The organism is Mycobacterium sp. PSTR-4-N, from assembly GCF_022348085.1.
Taxonomy (GTDB): domain Bacteria; phylum Actinomycetota; class Actinomycetes; order Mycobacteriales; family Mycobacteriaceae; genus Mycobacterium.
Genome location: NZ_JAKRFN010000010.1, coordinates 94,334 through 112,662 on the forward strand (window position 1 = coordinate 94,334; position 18,329 = coordinate 112,662).

An 18,329-nucleotide genomic window follows, 5' to 3' on the forward strand; every position below is an offset into this window, starting at 1 on the left:
GGATTAGCTCGGGTTGGGAGTGGGGGATCGCTGATGGTGACATCTCGGGGCGTTGACAGGCCGGCACCGCGACAGATGTTCGTACGGCGAGGAGATCGGTGATGTGCGGAATCATCGCGTGCCGCACCGATCGGTCGGCGGTCGAGTTCCTCAGGATCGGCCTGCGCCGACTCGAATACCGCGGATACGATTCGGTGGGAATCGCGGTCCGGGATGCGGACGGGCAGCTCGTGAGGTTGCGTACCACCGGACGTACGGCTGCGCTGGACCGTCTTCTTGACAACTGGTCTCATCAGCGGTTCGACGGTTGTGGAATCGGCCATACGCGGTGGGCTACGCACGGTTCGGTGAGCGAAGGAAACGCTCATCCGCATCTCGACTGCACCGGTGAGATCAGCGTCGTCCACAACGGCATCATCGAGAACGCCGCCCAGCTGCGGGTCGAACTGCACTCGGCGGGCCACCTGTTCAGTAGCGATGTCGACAGCGAAGTGCTGTGCCACCTCATCGAGGACGAGCGCCTCATCAATGGTGACCTGACACAGGCTGTGCAGAAGGCTCTCGTGCGCGCTGAGGGTTCATGGGCCATCGCGGTACTGGACGGCTCGAGCGGTCGAATCGTCGTGGCGGCGCAGGGTTCTCCGCTGCTCGTCGCACATACCGATCTCGGTGTCTTCGCAGCCAGCGACATCGCGGCAATAGCGGACTGGGCAGGCGAATTCCGAGTTCTCGACGATGGCGATGTCGTCGATCTGTGCAACGACGGGGCATGGTGTGGCGCCGAAGACTCGACCTCGGTACCGACGCTCCGCCGCCGTCTGTGGGCTGGTGGCGATGTGGACCTGACGGGATACGCCGACTACATGTCCAAAGAGATCGATGAGCAACCGGCCATGGCCGAACGGCTGCTCGATGCTACGGCCGACATGATCGCGGACGGAACACTCTGGCGGGAAACAGGACTGCCGACGTTCAGCCGTCTACAGGTCCTCGGATGCGGCACCTCCTTGAACGCAGGTTCGGTGATCGGCAACCTGGTGCGCACGCTCGGCGGCATTCCGGTGACGACGGTCGTCGCCAGCGAGGCGGCGACAGAAATCCCCGAACCCGGACAGCTGTGCCTGGCCATGAGCCAGTCCGGGGAAACGGCGGACGTGTTACGGGCGCTGGAATTCCGCGGCGGCGCACCGGTGCTGGCTCTGACCAACAACACGCACTCCACTCTCGCTCGGCTGGCCGATGCGACGGTGGGATGCTCAGCCGGTCCGGAGATCGGGGTTGCTGCCACGAAAACGTTCCTGGCGCAGGTGATCACCGGTGTGGCCCTCATGATTTCGGCTCTCGTGGCTTCGAATCGACTGTCGTCGGCGGAAGCCGCTGGTCTCGTCGACGAGATGCGCCGCATGCCCGATCAACTGGCGGCGGCCTATGCGCAAGCCCGCCGCGCCGTACCCCGACTCGTCGACGAGTTGGTCGCCGCCGACGGGTTCGTCTTCATCGCGCGCGGCGGCAGTTTGCCCTATGCGGCGGAAGGAGCTCTCAAGCTCAAGGAGTTGACCTACCTGTGGGCCGAGCACTGTCCCGCCGGAGAGCTCAAACATGGACCGCTGGCGCTGATCAGTCCAGGTACTCCTGTGGTCGTCGTGGACAACGGTGAACCGAAGCTGGCCGGCAACATCGCGGAAGTGAATGCACGCGGTGCACGGGTGGTCACCATCGGACCTCCCGGTAGCACGATCCCGATCGAGAGCATCAGGGCCGCGGCCTGGGGCCCCGTCGCGGCGACGTTGCCGCTGCAGGTACTCGCCCGCGACCTCGCGGCGGCGCTGGGACGCGACGTCGACAAGCCGCGCAACCTGGCGAAGTCGGTGACAGTCGAATGACCGACCACACCTGTGCTTCCCGTCGCCTGCGCGCCGTCGAATACCCCATCGAGACCGACGTGATCGATGACTTCACCGCCGCGACCGACGAGGGGCCGGACCGCACCGCGATCGTGCACAACGGGAAGGCCGTCACCTATCGAGAGTTCGAACAGCACGTCACCGAGATCGCATCGGCCTGTCGGCTGCCGCGGGTCGCGGGCGCCGATCGGATCGCGGCGCTGGTCTCCCACACCCCCTCTGCCGCAGCGACTCTGTTGGGCGTGCTGTCTGCCGGCCTCACCTACTGTCCGATCGACGGCGCACTCCCGGCTGAGCGTGTTCGCAGCATGATGTCGGCGCTGCGTGTGGACCGTGTGTACTCGGCGTTGCAGTCGGACACCGTGATGCTCGGCGTGCGAGTCGAGGAATTCCATGCTGTGGACCCGGCCAGGCCCACCCTGTCTCAAGTTCGGCGATCACCCGACGATGCGGCATATGTGCTGTGCACGTCGGGGTCCACCGGTACCCCGAAACCTGTTGTGGTCTCGCGGCGTGCGTTGGGTGTCACGGTGCGAGCGCTGCGCACCCTCTTCGAGCTGACACCGCAGGACCGCGTGCTGCAGTTCGCTTCGCTGGGGTGGGACACCTGCTTGGAAGAGATCCTGCCGACTCTGACCGCCGGGGCAGCTCTCGTCTTCGACGACCGCGTGCACTGCGGGTCCTTTCCCATGTTCCTGAGAGCGGTCGCCGAGCAAGCCATATCGGTGATCGATCTGCCGACGGCGTTCTGGCATGAACTGGTGCGCTTCCTCGACGAGGAGAACGAGGTGCTGCCGGCCTGCATACGACTCGTGGTGATCGGTGGAGAGATGGTCGATCCGACTCGGCTGCGACAGTGGACACAGCTCGGTATGGAGCACGTCCGGTTGCTCAACACCTACGGATGCACCGAGACGACGTTGATCACCCACGCTGTGCAGTTGCGCGGTGCCGGAACCGAGATCGGCGTCGGCGCCTCCGCCGATGCTCCCATCGGAATCGCACTCCCGCATGTCGTCGATCACATCACCGACGACGGTGAATTGCTGATCTCCGGTCCGGGTGTGGCGAGCGGGTACCTGGGGATGCCCGAACAGAGCGCCTCCGCCTTCACTGTCGCTGATCACGGATGCGGACCGATGCGCTGGTTTCACACCGGTGACGTCGTGGTCCGAAACGATCACGGTCTGCTCCATGCGCGTGGTCGGGCGGACGAACAGCTGAAAGTGCTCGGGGTGCGGGTGCATCCGGCCGAAGTGGAAGCCCATCTGCACTCGCATCCGTCAGTGGCCGCCTCCGTGGTGGTCGGCGAAAGGACATCAGCCGGAAAGCGCCTCGCCGCGTACGTCGTTGCGAGACAACCGGTGACGGCGAAAGAACTCAAGAATTACCTCGGTGGTCGACTGCCCGGGCAATTCGTCCCGTCGCGGATCACGTTCGTCACCGCGCTGGCTCACACCCAGAGCGGCAAGGTCGATCGCGCGGCAACCCGCCGTGCCGTCACAGACATCAGCGAAGGAGCCAACCAATGAATTCCGAACACATCGTCGCGATCTACCGACGCGTCCTCGAAAAGTCGCATGTGGACGAGGATTCGGACTTCTTCGACCTCGGCGGGGACTCGTTGCTCGCCACCCGTGTCCTCAGTGCGATCGCACGCGACTTCGGGACCGAGCTGGTCTACGACGACATCGTCGACAACCCCACGCCGCGCGGGCTGTGCGCGCTTGTCGTAGGAGCCGTGGCCTCGTGACTGCACCGGGCGACCGTGTCCTCGTGGTGGGCGCAGGCCTGGCCGGGCTGACGGCCGCCGTCGAACTGAGCAAGGCCGGCGTCGACGTGACGGTGCTGGAAGCTCGCGATCGGGTGGGCGGGCGGATGCACGGAGTGCAGGCCGCACCCGGTGTCGTCGCCGATGGCGGTGCGGCGTATCTCGGCGTCCGGCACACTCAACTGCTCGGGCTGATCGACGAGTACCGGCTCTCGCTCGTGTCCACCGAGATGGTGGGCGACAGTACGTTCCTGATCGGTGACACACGCACCTCCACCGCGGGGCGGGTCCCCCCGCTCGACGCCGTAGCGCTCGGCGGTCTCTTCGACCGACTCGACGAGCTCGTCACCGTGATCGACCCGGATGCGCCCTGGCGTACCCCGGGGGCCGACTTCCTCGACCGCCAGACTGCCGCGAACTGGCTCATCGGGGAGGAGGCGCGGCTCGACGCGCACACCTTCTTCCCGCTCTTCCTGGGCGAGATGATGGCGGCGGACCCGTCGTCGATCTCGGCTCTGCACATGGCGTTCTATCTGAAGTCGGGCGGCGGAATCAGGTATCTGAATGCCTTCGAAGGGGGTGCGCAGCAGTGGCGCATCGACGGTGGCGCCCATCAGCTGTGCACCGCGCTCGCGAGGCGTCTCGCCGGCCGGGTGCGGCTGAACCAATCGGTTCGTGCGATCGATCAGGATGACAGCGGCGTGATGGTGCGGTGCGGGTCAGGCACCGATGACGCGACCACCGACTACTCCGCAGACCATGTCATCGTCGCCGTCCCGCCACTGTTGGCGCAGCGCATCCAGTTTCGGCCGGCTCTCGGCAGGCCCCGCGCGAGCACGGTCACCGCCCCCGGATGTGCCGTCAAAGTGCATCTGGGTTACCCGGCCCCTCTCTGGCGCAAGCTCGGCCGGTCGGGGTGGTCGGTGAGTACCGACGGGCCGCTGCTGTCCACTGTCGACGATTCCCCACCCGACGGATCTGCAGGGGTGTTGACCGGGTTCGTCACCGGTGCAGCGGCATCGGCATTCTCGTCGATGTCGGTAGACGAGCAGCGCAACGCAGTGCTCGCACATGTCGATCGACTCTTTCCCGAGTTGCCGGCTCCGACAACCTGCACGGTCACGGACTGGGTGGCCGAGAAGTATTCGAAAGGGTGTTATGCGGCGCTGTTCGGTCCGGGTGACTGGCTTGCGCTGGGACCGACACTCACTCAACCGCATGGCCGTGTCCACTGGGCGGGTACAGAGACGAGCCTCGAGTTCTTCGGCCTGATGGAGGGCGCCATCAGGTCAGGGCGCCGCGCTGCCGCAACGTTGCTGCAGGCCGCCGACGACACGACCGACTCGCAGAAGGTGTTGACGCGATGACCACACTGGCCGGACCTGAGCACGTCGGCGACCTCACGGCCGTCACCCGTCAGCCGTACTCGTACCAACGCCGAGAGCTGGCCGAACCCGACTGGCGCCGCTACCCGGGATGGGCAGGGGTCACCGAAACCGAGTGGCGAGACCCGCAATGGCAGCGAGCGCACGCGGTCAAGAACATCGGTCAATTGCGTTCCGTCATCGGCGATCTTCTCGACGAAAGGTTCTACGCCGATCTCGATCTCGACCAGAAACAGCGCGCGACCATGTCGATGCTGCTTCCGCCGCAGTGCCTGAACACCATGGCAACGCAGGCTGTGTCGCAACGGAATGCATTCACCGCGGCCTTCTATGCCGATCCGATCCGGAGGTACATGCTGCCGGTGTTCAGCGATCGGCACGCCGAGTGGTGCTCACACCCCTACGCCGAGCGCGACTCGCTGCACGAGAGCGACATGTGGGTGGTCGAAGGCTTGACGCATCGGTATCCGACGAAGGTGCTCGCCGAGCTTCTCTCGACCTGCCCGCAGTACTGCGGTCACTGCACCAGAATGGACCTGGTCGGAAATTCCACACCGGCGGTGACCAAGACGAGGCTCACACTTGCGCCCAACGACCGACAGGACCGGATGCTCGAGTACTTGACGGCAACCCCGTCAGTGCGTGACGTCGTGGTGTCAGGTGGTGACGTCGCCAATGTGCCGTGGCCGCGATTGGAGTCGTTCCTCCGTCGGTTACTGGCCATCGACACCGTTCGCGACATCCGTCTGGCGACCAAAGCCCTTGGCGCGCTACCCCAACACTGGTTGCAACCCAATGTCGTCGACGGCGTCGGTGCGGTGTCGCGGCTCGCCGCCGCGCGGGGGGTCAACCTGGCCGTGCACACTCACATCAATCACGTCCAGTCGGTCACCCCCCTCGTTGCGGCCGCTGCCCGCGGACTTCTCGACGCCGGGGTCAGGGATGTGCGCAATCAGGGAGTTCTGATGCGCGGAGTCAACGACACCACCGAGGATCTGCTCGACCTGTGCTTCGCGCTGCAAGGTGAGGCGAACATCCTGCCCTATTACTTCTACATGTGCGACATGATTCCGCATGCCGAACATTGGCGGACCCCTCTCTGGCAGGCGCAGCAGCTGCAGCTGTCGATCATGGGCTATCTGCCGGGTTTCGCCACCCCGCGGGTTGTCTGCGACGTTCCTTACGTCGGCAAGCGATGGGTACATCAAGCGGTCGAGTACAACCAGGAGCTCGGAATCTCCTACTGGAGCAAGAACTACCGCACCGTGCTCGACGGATCCGACGGTGCGGCACTGAGCCGCGTCTATCCGTTCTACGACCCGATCGACACCTTGCCGGCAGCCGGACGGAACTGGTGGACGCAGAACATGGACGCAGAGGAACTCACCGATGCCGGTACATGAACCCTCCGCCGGGCCGCGGCGGAGGCCGTGTCCTGTGCAGCTCGGCCCGATCACTGCCGAGGACGTCGCCGAGGTCGCTCAGTTCCTGCAGGTGCACCACAACAGGCGTGTGCCCTGGCTCTGTGCCATCGCGGCGGTGCCGTGGTCGGTGCAGGCACCGAATCACGGTTTCATGCTGCGTGACGCGGGGCGGGTCGTGGGGACGTTGTTGGCCGTGTACTCGGAACGTCTGGTGGGCGGTCGAACCGAGCGGTTCTGCAACCTGGGTTCGTGGTGTGTGCTGCCGGAGTACCGCTCGCGCAGTCTCGCTCTTCTCGAGGCGCTGCTCCAACAGGAGGGTTACCACTTCACGGTACTGTCACCCAACGAGGACTCCCAGGAGATCCTCGCATGGTTGAAATTCCGGCCGCTGAACTCGTCAGCGGTCGTCGTACCGCACATCCCCTTGCCCACGCCGTTCCACCGAACGGTGATCGTGACGTACCCGCCCAGTATCGAGAAGCTCTTGCGGTCAACCGATCTCACGCTGTATCGCGACCATGCCCGGGCAGGTGCGGCACATCACCTCGTGATCATGCGCGGCGGCCGCAGCTGTTACGTGATGTACCGGGAGTCGCGCCACACCACCGGGGTACGTACGGCGGTCCTGCTTCATGTCAGCGACGCTGACCTGTTCCTCCAGGAGCTGATTCCGCTGACCCGTCATCTCCTGCTGCGGCACGGCCTGGTGGCGACCGTCGCCGACCTGCAGTTGATCGGGCGCAAGCCGCGCCTGGCCATCGACACGCAGCGGCGACCACGAATGTTCCGGAGCGCCACGCTGTCACCCGAGCAGATCGACGAACTCTACAGCGAGCTGGTCTGCGTTCCGCTGTGAGCTCGGCACATCGGTGACCCGCCGGCACCCACGCGATGGCGGCCGGTGTTGCCGACGATGGGCGTTGCTCTTCGCCACTGTGCCGCCGTCCCTCGGGCGCTGAAGACCGGCGATGGCCGCCGGTCGACACACGGTCCGAATCGGACGAACGACGACGAGGTGCGAGCTTCGGTGATATCCGACCAGGCCGGTGCAGTCTGCAACATTTGCCACCATTTCCGCTCGTGCGGTGCGGCAACGGTTGTCGCGCGTCCGCCACGGTCAGTGAAACCGGTTGTCTCAGAACTAGTCCCAGGATCTATGCCAAAGATGGCCCCGACGGTCCATGTACTGCACGAACCGGGCATCGGATAGTTGAGAGGTGTTCGAGACGTTAGCTGTCCAGTCCGATTCCGGGTCGCTGGCACGGCAACGACGGGGGAGCGTCTACGGAAAGCGTTGCAGCATGCGATCACTGGTCACCGGCGCCGCCGGGTTCATAGGGTCCGCACTGGTCGACCGTCTGCTGGCAGAGGGTCATCAGGTCATCGGAATCGACAACTTCAGCGCCGGCGAACGCAGCAACCTGGATGACGCCTTCGAACGCAACGCAGTCGACCCCGGACGGTTCCGGATGATCAGCCTGGACGTGCAAGCACCCGAATTGATCGGAGTCGTCGCGGGTTCCCGTCCGGACACGGTTTTCCATCTCGCCGCTCAGTCGGATCCGGCCGCATCGATCGCGGATCCGCAGTTCGATGCGCGCAGCAATGTATTGGGAACCATCAATCTGTGTGAGGCGAGCCGGCTGGCCGGTGTCCGCCGCATCGTGTACGCCGGTTGCCAAGCGCCTGTTGCTGCGGGCATGCCCACTTCACCCAACGGCGCAGCCAAGTCGGCTGGTGAGCTGTACCTGCAGGCCTGGGCGCAGATGTACGATCTGTCGCCGATCTGCTTGGCGCTGGGCGACGTCTACGGACCTCGGCAGCGCCCGCGGGGATCGGGAAACCTGGTCGCGGCCCTGGTCTGTGCGATGGTCACCGGTGTCCCTCACGGCGTCCGTCGTGACAACGTGCCTGGGCGCGACTACGTCTACATCGACGATGTCGTGGATGCGTTCCTGCTCGCCGCGGCAGCGCCGATCGACGCTGCCGGCAGCTACCGCATCGGTACGGGGCGCACCACCACCGGTGCGCACCTGTACCCGCTGATCGCTGCGGCGCTCGACGGCACTCCGATGCCGGAGACATGGCTGTCGACGGACACCGCCTCGACTGAAGACAATCGTCTCGGCTGGCAGCCCACCGTCGGACTGTCCGAAGGCATTCGGCGTGCCGTCCGATGGTGGTGCGGTGTGCTAGAACCCGCAACGGGGTCGGTGAACCGCACCGCAGCAGTCGAGTTGGCGGGCTAGCGATGGCAAGTCCAGAGGTCGTCACTCGAGCGCGTGGAACGAAGTTCGTCACCGCGCCGGGGCGCCGTCGCGGCACCGAGCCGACGCTGACCGGCGCCGAAAACCCCGCAGTCGCCGCGGAATCGGCCGATCGGCGGCCTCCGGCAGTGATCGAGCGTCTGCGGTGGCAGCGGCATTATGCGGGTCGTCTTCTGATCGTCGACATCGTGGTCGTCACCGGGACCGTGGTGCTCGCCCAGTATCTGAGATTCAGCAGCTCGGCTTCGACCGAGGTCGCCAGCGGTTATGTGACGGCGTACTCGATCCTGGTCGCGACCCTGTGGTTGTCGGCGTTGGCAGGTTTCCGCACTCGCTCGCCCAAGATCATCGGTACTGGACTCGAGGAGTACCGCCGGCTCTGCGCGGCGTCTTTCGCCACTTTCGGTGCGCTGGCGATCGCAGAGCTCCTGCTCAAGCTGGAGATCTCGCGTGGTTACCTTGCCGTGGCGCTTCCCGGTGGGATCATCGGTCTCCTTCTCGGTCGATGGCTGGGCCGTAAGCACCTGTCGCTGCAGAGGTCGGCGGGGGCCTGCCGGACCGCGGTGCTGGCGATCGGGGACTGCGCCTCGGTGACTCATCTCGCGGCCGAGTTGACCGCCGATCCCGCGGATGGCTACCAGGTCGTCGGTGTCTGCATCCCGGGTTACGACCCTGGTGGCCCCTCGCTCCTGACAGTCGGTGACTGTCAGCTGCCCATCGTCGGGGGCGAGAACAATGCACTGTCGGCGATCGGGTCCTGCGGCGCGGACACCGTCGCCATCGCCGGGACCGGGCAGGTCGGGGTTCCCGCCCTGCGCAGGCTCATCTGGGAGCTCGAACCCATGGGGGTGGACCTGATGGTGTGCCCCGGTGTGATGGACGTGGCACTCTCACGGCTGGTGATGCGGCCCATCTCCGGCCTGCCCCTGCTTCAGATCGAGAAGCCGCAGTACCGCGGCGCCAAACGATTTCAGAAGCGGGCGTTCGACTTCTGCTTCGCGTTGGCGGCTCTGGCCGTGACGTTTCCGGTGCTCGTCGTCGCTGCCGCCATGATCAAGATCACCAGTCGAGGACCGGTGTTCTACAGCGCAGAACGCATCGGCATCGACGGGCGACCCTTCGCGATGCTCAAGTTCCGCAGCATGATCGCCGACGCCGACCAGTACCTCGACGACCTCCTCGCCCGGAACGAAGGCGACGGTGTGCTGTTCAAGATCCGCGACGATCCGCGTATCACACCCGTGGGTCGCGTACTGAGAAGGTTCAGTATCGACGAACTGCCACAGTTCATCAATGTTCTCAAACAGGAGATGAGCGTCGTCGGTCCACGACCGCCGCTGCGCCGCGAGGTCGAGGCCTACGACTGCGACGTACTGCGCAGGCTGCTGGTCAAACCGGGCATCACCGGTTTGTGGCAGGTGAGTGGCAGATCTGACCTTTCCTGGGATACATCGATCCGACTCGACCTGTCCTATGTCGACAACTGGTCGATGATCGGCGACCTCGTGATCATCGCCAAGACCCTGAGAGCGGTAGTGCAGCGCAAAGGTGCCTACTGATGACGACATCTTTCGACCATGAAAAAGCCTTCTTGCCAATTGATCTGATGAAGACCGGTTTCGAACAGACGACATCGGCGAGGAGCCGGACATGAATGCACAAGTGGCGCGCTACATCGATCAGGTTCAGCGGCGCTGGTGGGTGGTGCTGCTGATCCTCGGGGCTGTCGTCCTCACCACCGCGGTGACGGCAGACGACCGCCCGCAGTATGTCGGCAAGGCGCTGCTCGTGCAGTCGTCGCCGGGCCAGAGTCCGGAGCAGGACGCGACGATGGCGGTCGGATACTCGACACTGTTCAACGAGCCGTCGACGACGACCCGGCTCAGGGAGTCGGCGCAGATCCCCGACTCGGTCGAGTTCACGGCGAGCACTGTCGCGGCCAGCCCGATCCTCACGATCGAGGCAACCGCTGACGATCCCGGCGTCGCGCAGACTGCTGCGCAGCGCATGGCCGAGACCTTCCGCGAGGACATCAACTCGGTGCGGCGAGCCGGCTACACCAAGGAACTCAACGACACTCAGCGACAGCTGGATTCGGCACAGTCGCATCCTCAACCCGATGGCAGCATGAACCCGTTGGTGCCCATCCTGCAGGCGCGCCTCGATGCCATGCGCAGCGATGGCGCCAGCCGTCTGCAGGATCTGCAACTGCGCGCCGGCGTGACCAAGACCGATCCGAAGATCGCCTCCCAGCTGCTCTCCGGAGCCGTGGGGGGTGGTTGCCTCGGTGTCCTGGCCGCCCTCGCTCTGGGTGCGCTCTCACGACGGGTGGTGCATGCCGACGACATCCTCGACAAGACCGGCGTGGAACCGTTGGTCGAGATCCCCCGCGGGGGGTCGGCCTCTGCGACCCGCCTGCGGGAGAGCGGTCTTCGCGTACTGGCGAACCACCTGAGCGTGCAGGATCTACCCAAATCCGCGGTCGTGGCGGTCACAGATTGCCGGGGCGCCGCGACCGCACGGGAGATATCGGAGAACCTGGCGAGGTTGTCAGCTCAGCAGGGGCGTCGCACGGTGCTCGTCTACGCCGACAACGACATCGATTGTCCGGCAACCGGTCTCGGATTCAACGATGTGCTGGCCAACAGCAGCCTGGTCAACGATGCGCTGATCGACGGCGCGGTCGACTCTCTCCGCATCCTTCCGGTCGGTACCGTGATCGCCGACCGGTTCTCGCTCATGAGTCGTGAGCGCATCGACGCCGTTCTCGACGAATTGCGCGTCGACAACGATCACATCGTGATCGCGGCCCCTCCTATCGCCGAGATCATCGATGCCGCACCGCTCTTCGCGGCGGCCGACTTCACGCTGATCACGGTGGAGAAAAGGCGGTCGCGCTTCTCCGACGTGACGACGGCTGCGCTGGCGCTGGGCGACGCCCGAGCACACCTCCTCGGCGCCGTGCTCGCCGAAGGAAGCGGCGATCGGCCCGTCATGGTTGGTCCGCGACGATGACGATGTCGTTGGGTCAGGTCGCCCTACTGGGGGCAGTCGCGGTCGCTGTCGCGATCTGCGCTCTGCGCAGCCCCAGCCTCGCGGTGCTGATCCTGATCATCGCGACGTTCCTGCGGTTGCCCTGGTCGCCGGAAGTGATCCTGCCGGTCGAACCCTGGTTGATGGTCTTCGTCATCGTCATGTGCGCGACCGTGGCGTGGATGGTGCGGACGCACGATCGACTTCGCGGTATCGGTGCCGTCGAGTGCGTGATGGTGTCGTACCTGCTGTGGAACTTCTACTCGATGGTCGCTCCCCACGAGTACCCGGCGGTCGATCCACATTCCGGTGAACCGCTGCCGGTACTCCGTTTCATCGTGATCACGACGCTCATCCCGTTCGCCGCCTACGCAGTGGGGCGCTTGACCTTCGACCGCCAACAGCAGGTGCGTGCGCTGCTGTGGACCCTGTTGTCGGTGTCGGCGTATTCGGCCGCGGTGAGCATCATGCCGGTCGTCGGACTGGGCCCATGGGTGTGGCCCCGCTACATCGTGACAGACCCGGCATGGGTCGGCCGGGCCGTCGGGGTGTTCAACCAGCCGGTCGTCAACGGCATGGTGCTGGTACTCGGGTTCGCGATCGCGACGACGTTGGCCAGTCGCCGAGGCGATCCCGGATGGCAGAGGAGTCTGGCGGTACTGATTGCCGTCGCGTGCGGGGCAGGCATATACCTCACCTACACCCGCGCGGTGTGGTTGAGCGCGCTTGTCGTCCTCGTTCTCGGAGTCTGGCTGGCGCGGGGTATCCGCACGGCCTATCTCGGAGTGCTCGCACTGGTGTTCTCGGTGGTCGCCCTCAACTGGTCGAGATTCACCAGCAGTGACCGCACCCGCGGGGGTGTCACCTCGGAAAGCGAGATCGAGTCACGGCTCAACGACATTCAAACGGCGCTGTGGGCCAGGACGCAGGAACCACTCACGGGCTGGGGTATCGGGCGGTTCCCCGCTGTGAACCGGTATCACCACCAGCAGTGGTCGCCGCATGTGCCCTGGATCAGCGGCTACGGGGAGGCGTCACACACCAACGATCTGGGATTGCTCGCGGAACTCGGAGTCATCGGCCTGGCGCTGTGGCTCGGGGTCCTGGTCATGGTCGCGTACCGGTTGAAGGAAGCGTACCGAACGCTTCCCGATGACGATCTGACGGGAAAGCCGCTCGTCGTGATCGGCATCATGGTGCTGACCATCCTGGTGTGCACCGGTCTCACGGTGGACCTGCGCTACTTCGACTTTCCCATTCTGGTCACCTTTCTGATCGTCGGAGTAGCGATCGGCGGGTCAGATCGTGCGGCGCTGAAAGTCCCAGGCGCCGAGATGACGCTCCATCAGCGGACGGCAGTTCACCATGGTTGAGCGCTGCGTACTGTGGGTGTCCACCAGCACCAGGACGCGGGGCGGCGTCGCGTCCTACGTCCGTGCGATGCAGCGGACGTCCCTGTGGGACGGCTGGGGCATTCGGCACATCACCACTCACCGCGACGGCTCTGTCGTCGAGAAGGTGGCGTCGTTCCTCGGGGGAGCTCTGATCTTCCTCGCGAACGTGTACATGCGGCGACCCGACGTCATCCACCTGCACGCGAGCATCCGCGGTAGCTTCGTGCGCAAGGCGCTGCTGCTGTGGATCAGTCGGCCATCGGGAGTACCCGTCGTCCTGCACATGCACGGGTCCGGTTTCCCCGACTGGTATGAGGGCTCGCCCCGGTTTCTGCGGGCATGGATCCGGTCCACACTCGGCCATGCGGGCGCGTTCGTGACGCTCAGTGAGAAGTGGGCTGAGCAAGTTCAGTTGATTGCACCCAGGGCACGAATCAGGGTCATTCCGAACGGAATCGAGCCGGCCCGGCAATCAAGGACACCGGAGCGCGGTGAACCTGTACGCGTGCTGTTCCTCGGCCGTATCGGAGACCGCAAAGGCGCCTTCAGGCTGTTGGACGCGTGGGCCAAGCTCGCGTGTGAGCCCGACTTCGTCGGCGCACAGGGTATTGCGGCTCACCTGACGGTCGCGGGAGACGGCGAGGTCGAGCGGGCGCGGACGCAGTGCCGGCGCCTCGGTCTCTATGACAGCGTCACAGTGAGCGACTGGCTCTCCGAGCGGGAGGCGGCGGCGGTGCTCGACAGATCCCAGATCCTGGTCCTGCCCTCGCGGAGTGAAGGGCAGCCGATGGCAGTGCTGGAGGCGATGGCGCGTGGTCTGTGCGTGGTCGCCACCGATGTGGACGGCTTACCCGAAATGATCGGCGGCGGTTGCGGTGTATTGATCCCGCCTGACGACACCGAGGCGATCCTCGCTGCGCTGCGGAGCGTCGTCTTCGATGCGGATCTGCGACAGCAATGCGGTGCATCGGCTCGTATTCGCGTCCGCGACCGGCTCGACGTCAGCGTCATCGCGGGCAGCATCGACGGTCTGTACCGCGAGGTGTGCCATGAGTGACAGGCCGATTCGAACATTGTTCGTGGTGCCCGAGTTGAAACACGGTGGAGCCGAACGCCACCTGACCACGCTACTGCCACGGCTGGATCGGACGCGGGTGCTGCCCTCGGTCGTCTGCGTCGGCGGTGAAGGCGCGTTGTATGCCGACCTGCGCGCTGCCGGCATTCACTCCACGGTATTGCCTCTGAGGAAACAGCACGCCTGGCGAGCGCTGCGCGAACTCACTGCCATCATGCGGCATCAGCGGCCAGACGTCGTGTCGGTGTGGGGATACAACGCAGAAACGTTGGGCCGCATCGCCGCTCGAGCCGCGGCTGTTCCCCACTCGATCATGTGGGTACACAACGCGACCGAGATCACGGCTCGTGGACTGGTGCAGCGCCTCGTCGACAGAGCGTTGATCCCCTGGACCAGCCGATACTTCGGCGTCGCAGAATCTCAGCGCCCATTCCTGGTCGAACAACGCCGGTATCCCGCCGACCGGATCGAGATCATCTGCAACGGCGTGGATCTGCTGGACTTCGTTGCGGGAACCGATCGAACACCACTGGCCGAGTTCGGAATTCCCGATGGCGCACCGGTGGTGGCCGTCGTCGCGGCGCTGCGCCCGGAGAAGGACCACGTGAATCTCCTGCACGCCGCACAAAGGGTCATCGACAGCGTGCCGAACGCACACTTCCTCGTCATCGGCGACGGCGAGTGTCGCGCGCACCTGTCCGCGTTGTGCGACCACCTGCACATTACGGCGAGCGTGCACTTCGCAGGAGCGCGAGACGACGTCAGCCGATTACTTCGAGCGATCGACGTCTTCACGCTGACGTCGACGACCGAATGCCTTCCGATCGCTCTGCTCGAAGCCATGGCGTGCGGGCGCCCAGCCGTGTGTACCGCAGTCGGCGGAATGACCGAGGTGATCACAGACGGTGTGACCGGATACCTGGTGGCGCCGGGCGATTCCGCGCAACTGGCTGATCGTCTCGTGCGCCTGCTGTCAGATCCCCACGCTGTACACCGCATGGGTCGCGCGGCACGCCGTCGAGTCGAAGACAGCTACGCATTGGACCGCAGCGTCGATGCGACACAGCGGGCCCTGGAACAACTCGTATCGAACCGACAGGCGAACGGAGTCAGAGTATGAAACGGCACATCGTGATTCTCGTGGAGAACCTCTCGGTTCCCTTCGACCGCCGCGTGTGGCAGGAGGCGCGAGCCCTCACCGACGCCGGGTTCCAGGTCACCGTCATCTGTCCGACCGGTGAGCAACAGGACACCGAAACGGAGGTGGACATCGACGGAGTCCACATCCTGCGCTACCCGCTGCGCCCGGCCACCGGCGGACCGAAGGGATACCTGCGGGAGTACAGCGCTGCTCTGTGGCACACACTGCGGCTTGCGATCAAGGTCCGCAGGCAAGGCCGTGTCGACGTCATCCAAGCGTGCAACCCACCCGATCTCCTGTTCCTGGTTGCGGTGCTCTTGCGGCCCGGCGGTACCCGATTCGTGTTCGACCACCACGACCTGGTACCCGAACTGTTCCTGTCCCGCTTCCCGAGCGGAGGCCGAGTGCTCTTCCACTTGACCCGCTGGGTCGAACGCATGACATTCGCCGCCGCCGATGCGGTCATCTCCACCAACGAGAGCTACCGACGGGTGGCAATCGAGCGAGGCGGAATGCGACCCGATCAGGTGGTCGTCGTGCGCAGCGCGCCCGATCTCACCCGCTTCGTCCCCCAGCCGCCCGACCGCACGTTGGCCGCCGGCAAGCCTCATCTGTTGGCGTACTTGGGGGTGATGGGGCCTCAGGACGGCGTCGACTATGCCCTTCGGGCAGTGCGCATCCTGCGTGACGAACTCGGGCGCAACGACTTCCATTGCATCTTCATGGGCGCGGGTGACGCGTACGACGACTTGGCCAAGCTCAGCGCCGAACTCGGAATCACCGACATCGTCGAGTTCCCCGGCCGCGTGTCCGACGAGTTCGTCACACGCTGCCTGTCCACCGCGCAGGTGTGCTTGTCCCCGGATCCGTCGAACCCGCTCAACGACGTGTCGACGATGAACAAGGTGGTGGAGTACATGGCGATGGGGCGGCCCATCGTGTCGTTCGATCTCGCCGAGGCGCGGGTGTCCGCCGGTGAGGCGGCGGTGTATGTGCAAGACAACGACGAGCGTGCGTTCGCCGAAGCGATCAATTCCCTTCTGGACGATCCTGTCCGTCGCGAGCGGATGGGAGACTTCGGACGTCGCAGGGTCCAAGACGAGCTGTCGTGGCAGGTTTCGAGCCGGGTCCTCGTCTGGTTCTACGAACGGCTGCTCGGCGCCCAACAGCGCCCGGTGCCGGTAGGCCGCGGCGTCGCATGAGCTCAGGTCCGATTGTCGCACCGCGACCTGCCATCGACGGGGCGGACCCGACCACCCATCCACCGGGTGACCCCACCCGCAGGAGGAGTCGGGCCCTGACCGCAGTCATCTTCTCGATCGCTTTCGGCGTCTATGCGCTGCTGCCGACACGCAATTTCAACTATGCGGACGACTCACTGTCCTGGGCGTATCAACTGACCCAGCCCAGCGGGCTCATCAACAGCCACCACCTGTATCTGAACGGAATGAGGGTGCTGTACCGGCTGCTGCACGACATCGGTATCACCGTCAATCCGGTCGAGCTGTTGTCGCTCTACTCGGCACTGTGGGGAGCCATCGGACTGGCAGTCCTGTTCTGCCTTCTGGGCCGCGCCGGCCTGGGACCGCAGGCGCTCTGGGGCACTCTGTTCTGTGCGTTCAGCGCCGGCTACTGGTCCTATTCCATCGTCGGCGATGTCTACGTACCGGCGATAGCGCTCATGGTGATCGGCTTCTTCTGCACGTACTGCGGGCTCACCGCGCAGAACCCCCGTCGCACAGCGCAATACGCCGTCGGAGCGATCGTTGCCTTCACGGCGATGATCCTCCATCACCAGGCATTCGCGATGGTCGTGGTCGGCTTGATTCCCGCCGCGCTCCTGATGAAGCACACCGGCGTTCGTAGACGACTGGCCTACGCTGCGGTGCTGCCGATCTCGGTTGGACTGTTGACCTCCGCGTCGTACCTGTTCGCCTATGCGTCCCTGCCCGCGACGCAGCAGCACGGAATCGTGCGGTTCGGCGCCGGGTACGTCGAATCGTTCGATCCGAGGGCCGACCAGAAGCAACTGAACCTGGCTTCTGCTGCCAACATGGCCGTCGGACAGACGCGGGCACTGGTCTCGACCAACGTGGTGTTCCGCAGCCCCGCTGTCGCCGAGGCCGTCGCACACCGATATCCGTATCGCGCCACCTATCCGTTCCCCTACCTGGTTCGCAACATCTCACCCCCGGCCGCCATCGCCATCGGTGTGTCAGCCGCGCTGGCCGCGGTGCTGACCGCCTGTCTGGTTGTAGCAGGACTGTGGGTGGGTCTCAAGGAGCGGGGCCTGATCCTGCTCGTGTCCCTTCCGATGATCCCGCAAGCTCTCTTCTTCGGTTGGTGGGAGGGTATCTCCGACGAGTTCGCACTCTGGACGCTGCCATTGCTCGCGATCATCGTCACGCGCGGCGCTGCGCAGCTGACACGCCCGGCGCGGTGGCTGGGCGTCACGGTCACCTGTCTTTTCGTGAGTACGCTGGCGGGATCGACAAGCCTGTATTGGAACGCGGACAACGACATCGACTTCGTCAACGACCGGTATGTGCACTCGCTGGGAGGCAACGACGTACTGATCGGCTTCGAGGACATCCAATCCGATTTCCGCATCAAACTCGAGGCGCAGCAACGTGGTTTTCGGTACCTCAACTACTTCAACGTTCGTAACCCGGAGCAGAATTCGGCCTTCGACGCAGCTCTGCAGAGATCGATCGCGTCTCACGCCAACATCTATGTCTCGCCCCGTCTGAGCTATCCGCCGCAGAGTGCGGTCGTCTTCAAGCAGTCGACCGAACCGCAATTCGAGACGGGCCGACGCGACCTGCTGACCACGTTGCACAGGATCAGCGGCATCCACTGGCTGAAGCCAACGGTGTTCTCTGCCAAGTACTTCCACGTCGATCCGGGTGCTCCTGCCCCGAACTGAGAGGGATTC

The 18,329-nt window shown here is 64.9% G+C and carries 14 protein-coding genes; all 14 read left to right on the plus strand.

Translation table 11 applies throughout. The annotated features are described in order from the left end of the window. The first annotated feature begins 101 nt into the window (after positions 1-101). The 14 genes from glmS to MHN84_RS15645 all read left to right on the plus strand — a co-directional run bounded on the left by glmS (position 102) and on the right by MHN84_RS15645 (position 18,320). Complete coding sequence (glmS, locus tag MHN84_RS15580) at positions 102-1,883, plus strand: glutamine--fructose-6-phosphate transaminase (isomerizing) (RefSeq protein WP_241205439.1); 1,782 nt, start codon at positions 102-104, stop codon at positions 1,881-1,883. Then, entirely contained in the window at positions 1,880-3,436 is a 1,557-nt protein-coding gene (locus tag MHN84_RS15585) for an AMP-binding protein (protein ID WP_241205440.1), read from the plus strand. The genes glmS and MHN84_RS15585 overlap by 4 nt, the downstream gene beginning before the upstream one ends. Then, a complete protein-coding gene (locus MHN84_RS15590) occupies positions 3,433-3,657 on the plus strand; it encodes an acyl carrier protein (protein ID WP_241205441.1) in 225 nt (74 codons plus the stop codon). The genes MHN84_RS15585 and MHN84_RS15590 overlap by 4 nt, the downstream gene beginning before the upstream one ends. Further along, on the plus strand, positions 3,654-5,042 hold the full coding sequence (locus MHN84_RS15595; protein ID WP_241205442.1) for an FAD-dependent oxidoreductase: 1,389 nt from the start codon (positions 3,654-3,656) through the stop codon (positions 5,040-5,042). Before MHN84_RS15590 ends, MHN84_RS15595 begins: the two co-directional genes overlap by 4 nt. Beyond that, on the plus strand, positions 5,039-6,463 hold the full coding sequence (locus MHN84_RS15600; protein ID WP_241205443.1) for a lysine 2,3-aminomutase: 1,425 nt from the start codon (positions 5,039-5,041) through the stop codon (positions 6,461-6,463). Before MHN84_RS15595 ends, MHN84_RS15600 begins: the two co-directional genes overlap by 4 nt. A 34-nt stretch (positions 6,464-6,497) precedes the next feature. Next, entirely contained in the window at positions 6,498-7,340 is an 843-nt protein-coding gene (locus MHN84_RS15605; RefSeq protein ID WP_241205444.1) for a hypothetical protein, read from the plus strand. 445 nt (positions 7,341-7,785) lie between these two features. Then, positions 7,786-8,733, plus strand: a complete 948-nt coding sequence (locus tag MHN84_RS15610) for an NAD-dependent epimerase/dehydratase family protein (protein WP_241205445.1) — start codon at positions 7,786-7,788, stop codon at positions 8,731-8,733. 2 nt (positions 8,734-8,735) lie between these two features. After that, the gene (locus MHN84_RS15615) at positions 8,736-10,310 is read left to right on the plus strand and encodes a sugar transferase (RefSeq protein ID WP_241205446.1); all 1,575 of its coding nucleotides are present in this window, start codon (positions 8,736-8,738) and stop codon (positions 10,308-10,310) included. Between the two features lie 91 nt (positions 10,311-10,401). Beyond that, positions 10,402-11,766 carry a hypothetical protein gene (locus MHN84_RS15620; protein WP_241205447.1) on the plus strand — a complete coding sequence of 455 codons (1,365 nt, stop codon included), beginning with the start codon at positions 10,402-10,404 and terminating at the stop codon, positions 11,764-11,766. Then, the gene (locus MHN84_RS15625) at positions 11,763-13,157 is read left to right on the plus strand and encodes an O-antigen ligase (RefSeq protein WP_241205448.1); all 1,395 of its coding nucleotides are present in this window, start codon (positions 11,763-11,765) and stop codon (positions 13,155-13,157) included. The genes MHN84_RS15620 and MHN84_RS15625 overlap by 4 nt, the downstream gene beginning before the upstream one ends. Then, the gene (locus tag MHN84_RS15630) at positions 13,150-14,235 is read left to right on the plus strand and encodes a glycosyltransferase family 4 protein (protein WP_241205449.1); all 1,086 of its coding nucleotides are present in this window, start codon (positions 13,150-13,152) and stop codon (positions 14,233-14,235) included. The genes MHN84_RS15625 and MHN84_RS15630 overlap by 8 nt, the downstream gene beginning before the upstream one ends. Beyond that, positions 14,228-15,373 (plus strand): glycosyltransferase, encoded by a 1,146-nt coding sequence (locus MHN84_RS15635; protein ID WP_241205450.1) that lies wholly within the window; start codon positions 14,228-14,230, stop codon positions 15,371-15,373. Before MHN84_RS15630 ends, MHN84_RS15635 begins: the two co-directional genes overlap by 8 nt. Further along, on the plus strand, positions 15,370-16,596 hold the full coding sequence (locus tag MHN84_RS15640) for a glycosyltransferase family 4 protein (protein WP_241205451.1): 1,227 nt from the start codon (positions 15,370-15,372) through the stop codon (positions 16,594-16,596). Before MHN84_RS15635 ends, MHN84_RS15640 begins: the two co-directional genes overlap by 4 nt. Beyond that, positions 16,593-18,320, plus strand: a complete 1,728-nt coding sequence (locus MHN84_RS15645) for a hypothetical protein (protein ID WP_241205452.1) — start codon at positions 16,593-16,595, stop codon at positions 18,318-18,320. The genes MHN84_RS15640 and MHN84_RS15645 overlap by 4 nt, the downstream gene beginning before the upstream one ends. The last annotated feature ends 9 nt before the right edge of the window (positions 18,321-18,329 follow it).

Coding starts and splice junctions, on each gene's coding strand:
- MHN84_RS15635 (WP_241205450.1), top strand. CDS start 14,228: ATGAGTGACAGGCCGATTCGAACATTGTTCGTGGTGCCCGAGTTGAAA.
- MHN84_RS15600 (WP_241205443.1), top strand. CDS start 5,039: ATGACCACACTGGCCGGACCTGAGCACGTCGGCGACCTCACGGCCGTC.
- MHN84_RS15645 (WP_241205452.1), top strand. CDS start 16,593: ATGAGCTCAGGTCCGATTGTCGCACCGCGACCTGCCATCGACGGGGCG.
- MHN84_RS15615 (WP_241205446.1), top strand. CDS start 8,736: ATGGCAAGTCCAGAGGTCGTCACTCGAGCGCGTGGAACGAAGTTCGTC.
- MHN84_RS15590 (WP_241205441.1), top strand. CDS start 3,433: ATGAATTCCGAACACATCGTCGCGATCTACCGACGCGTCCTCGAAAAG.
- glmS (WP_241205439.1), top strand. CDS start 102: ATGTGCGGAATCATCGCGTGCCGCACCGATCGGTCGGCGGTCGAGTTC.
- MHN84_RS15625 (WP_241205448.1), top strand. CDS start 11,763: ATGACGATGTCGTTGGGTCAGGTCGCCCTACTGGGGGCAGTCGCGGTC.
- MHN84_RS15620 (WP_241205447.1), top strand. CDS start 10,402: ATGAATGCACAAGTGGCGCGCTACATCGATCAGGTTCAGCGGCGCTGG.
- MHN84_RS15630 (WP_241205449.1), top strand. CDS start 13,150: ATGGTTGAGCGCTGCGTACTGTGGGTGTCCACCAGCACCAGGACGCGG.
- MHN84_RS15640 (WP_241205451.1), top strand. CDS start 15,370: ATGAAACGGCACATCGTGATTCTCGTGGAGAACCTCTCGGTTCCCTTC.
- MHN84_RS15610 (WP_241205445.1), top strand. CDS start 7,786: ATGCGATCACTGGTCACCGGCGCCGCCGGGTTCATAGGGTCCGCACTG.
- MHN84_RS15585 (WP_241205440.1), top strand. CDS start 1,880: ATGACCGACCACACCTGTGCTTCCCGTCGCCTGCGCGCCGTCGAATAC.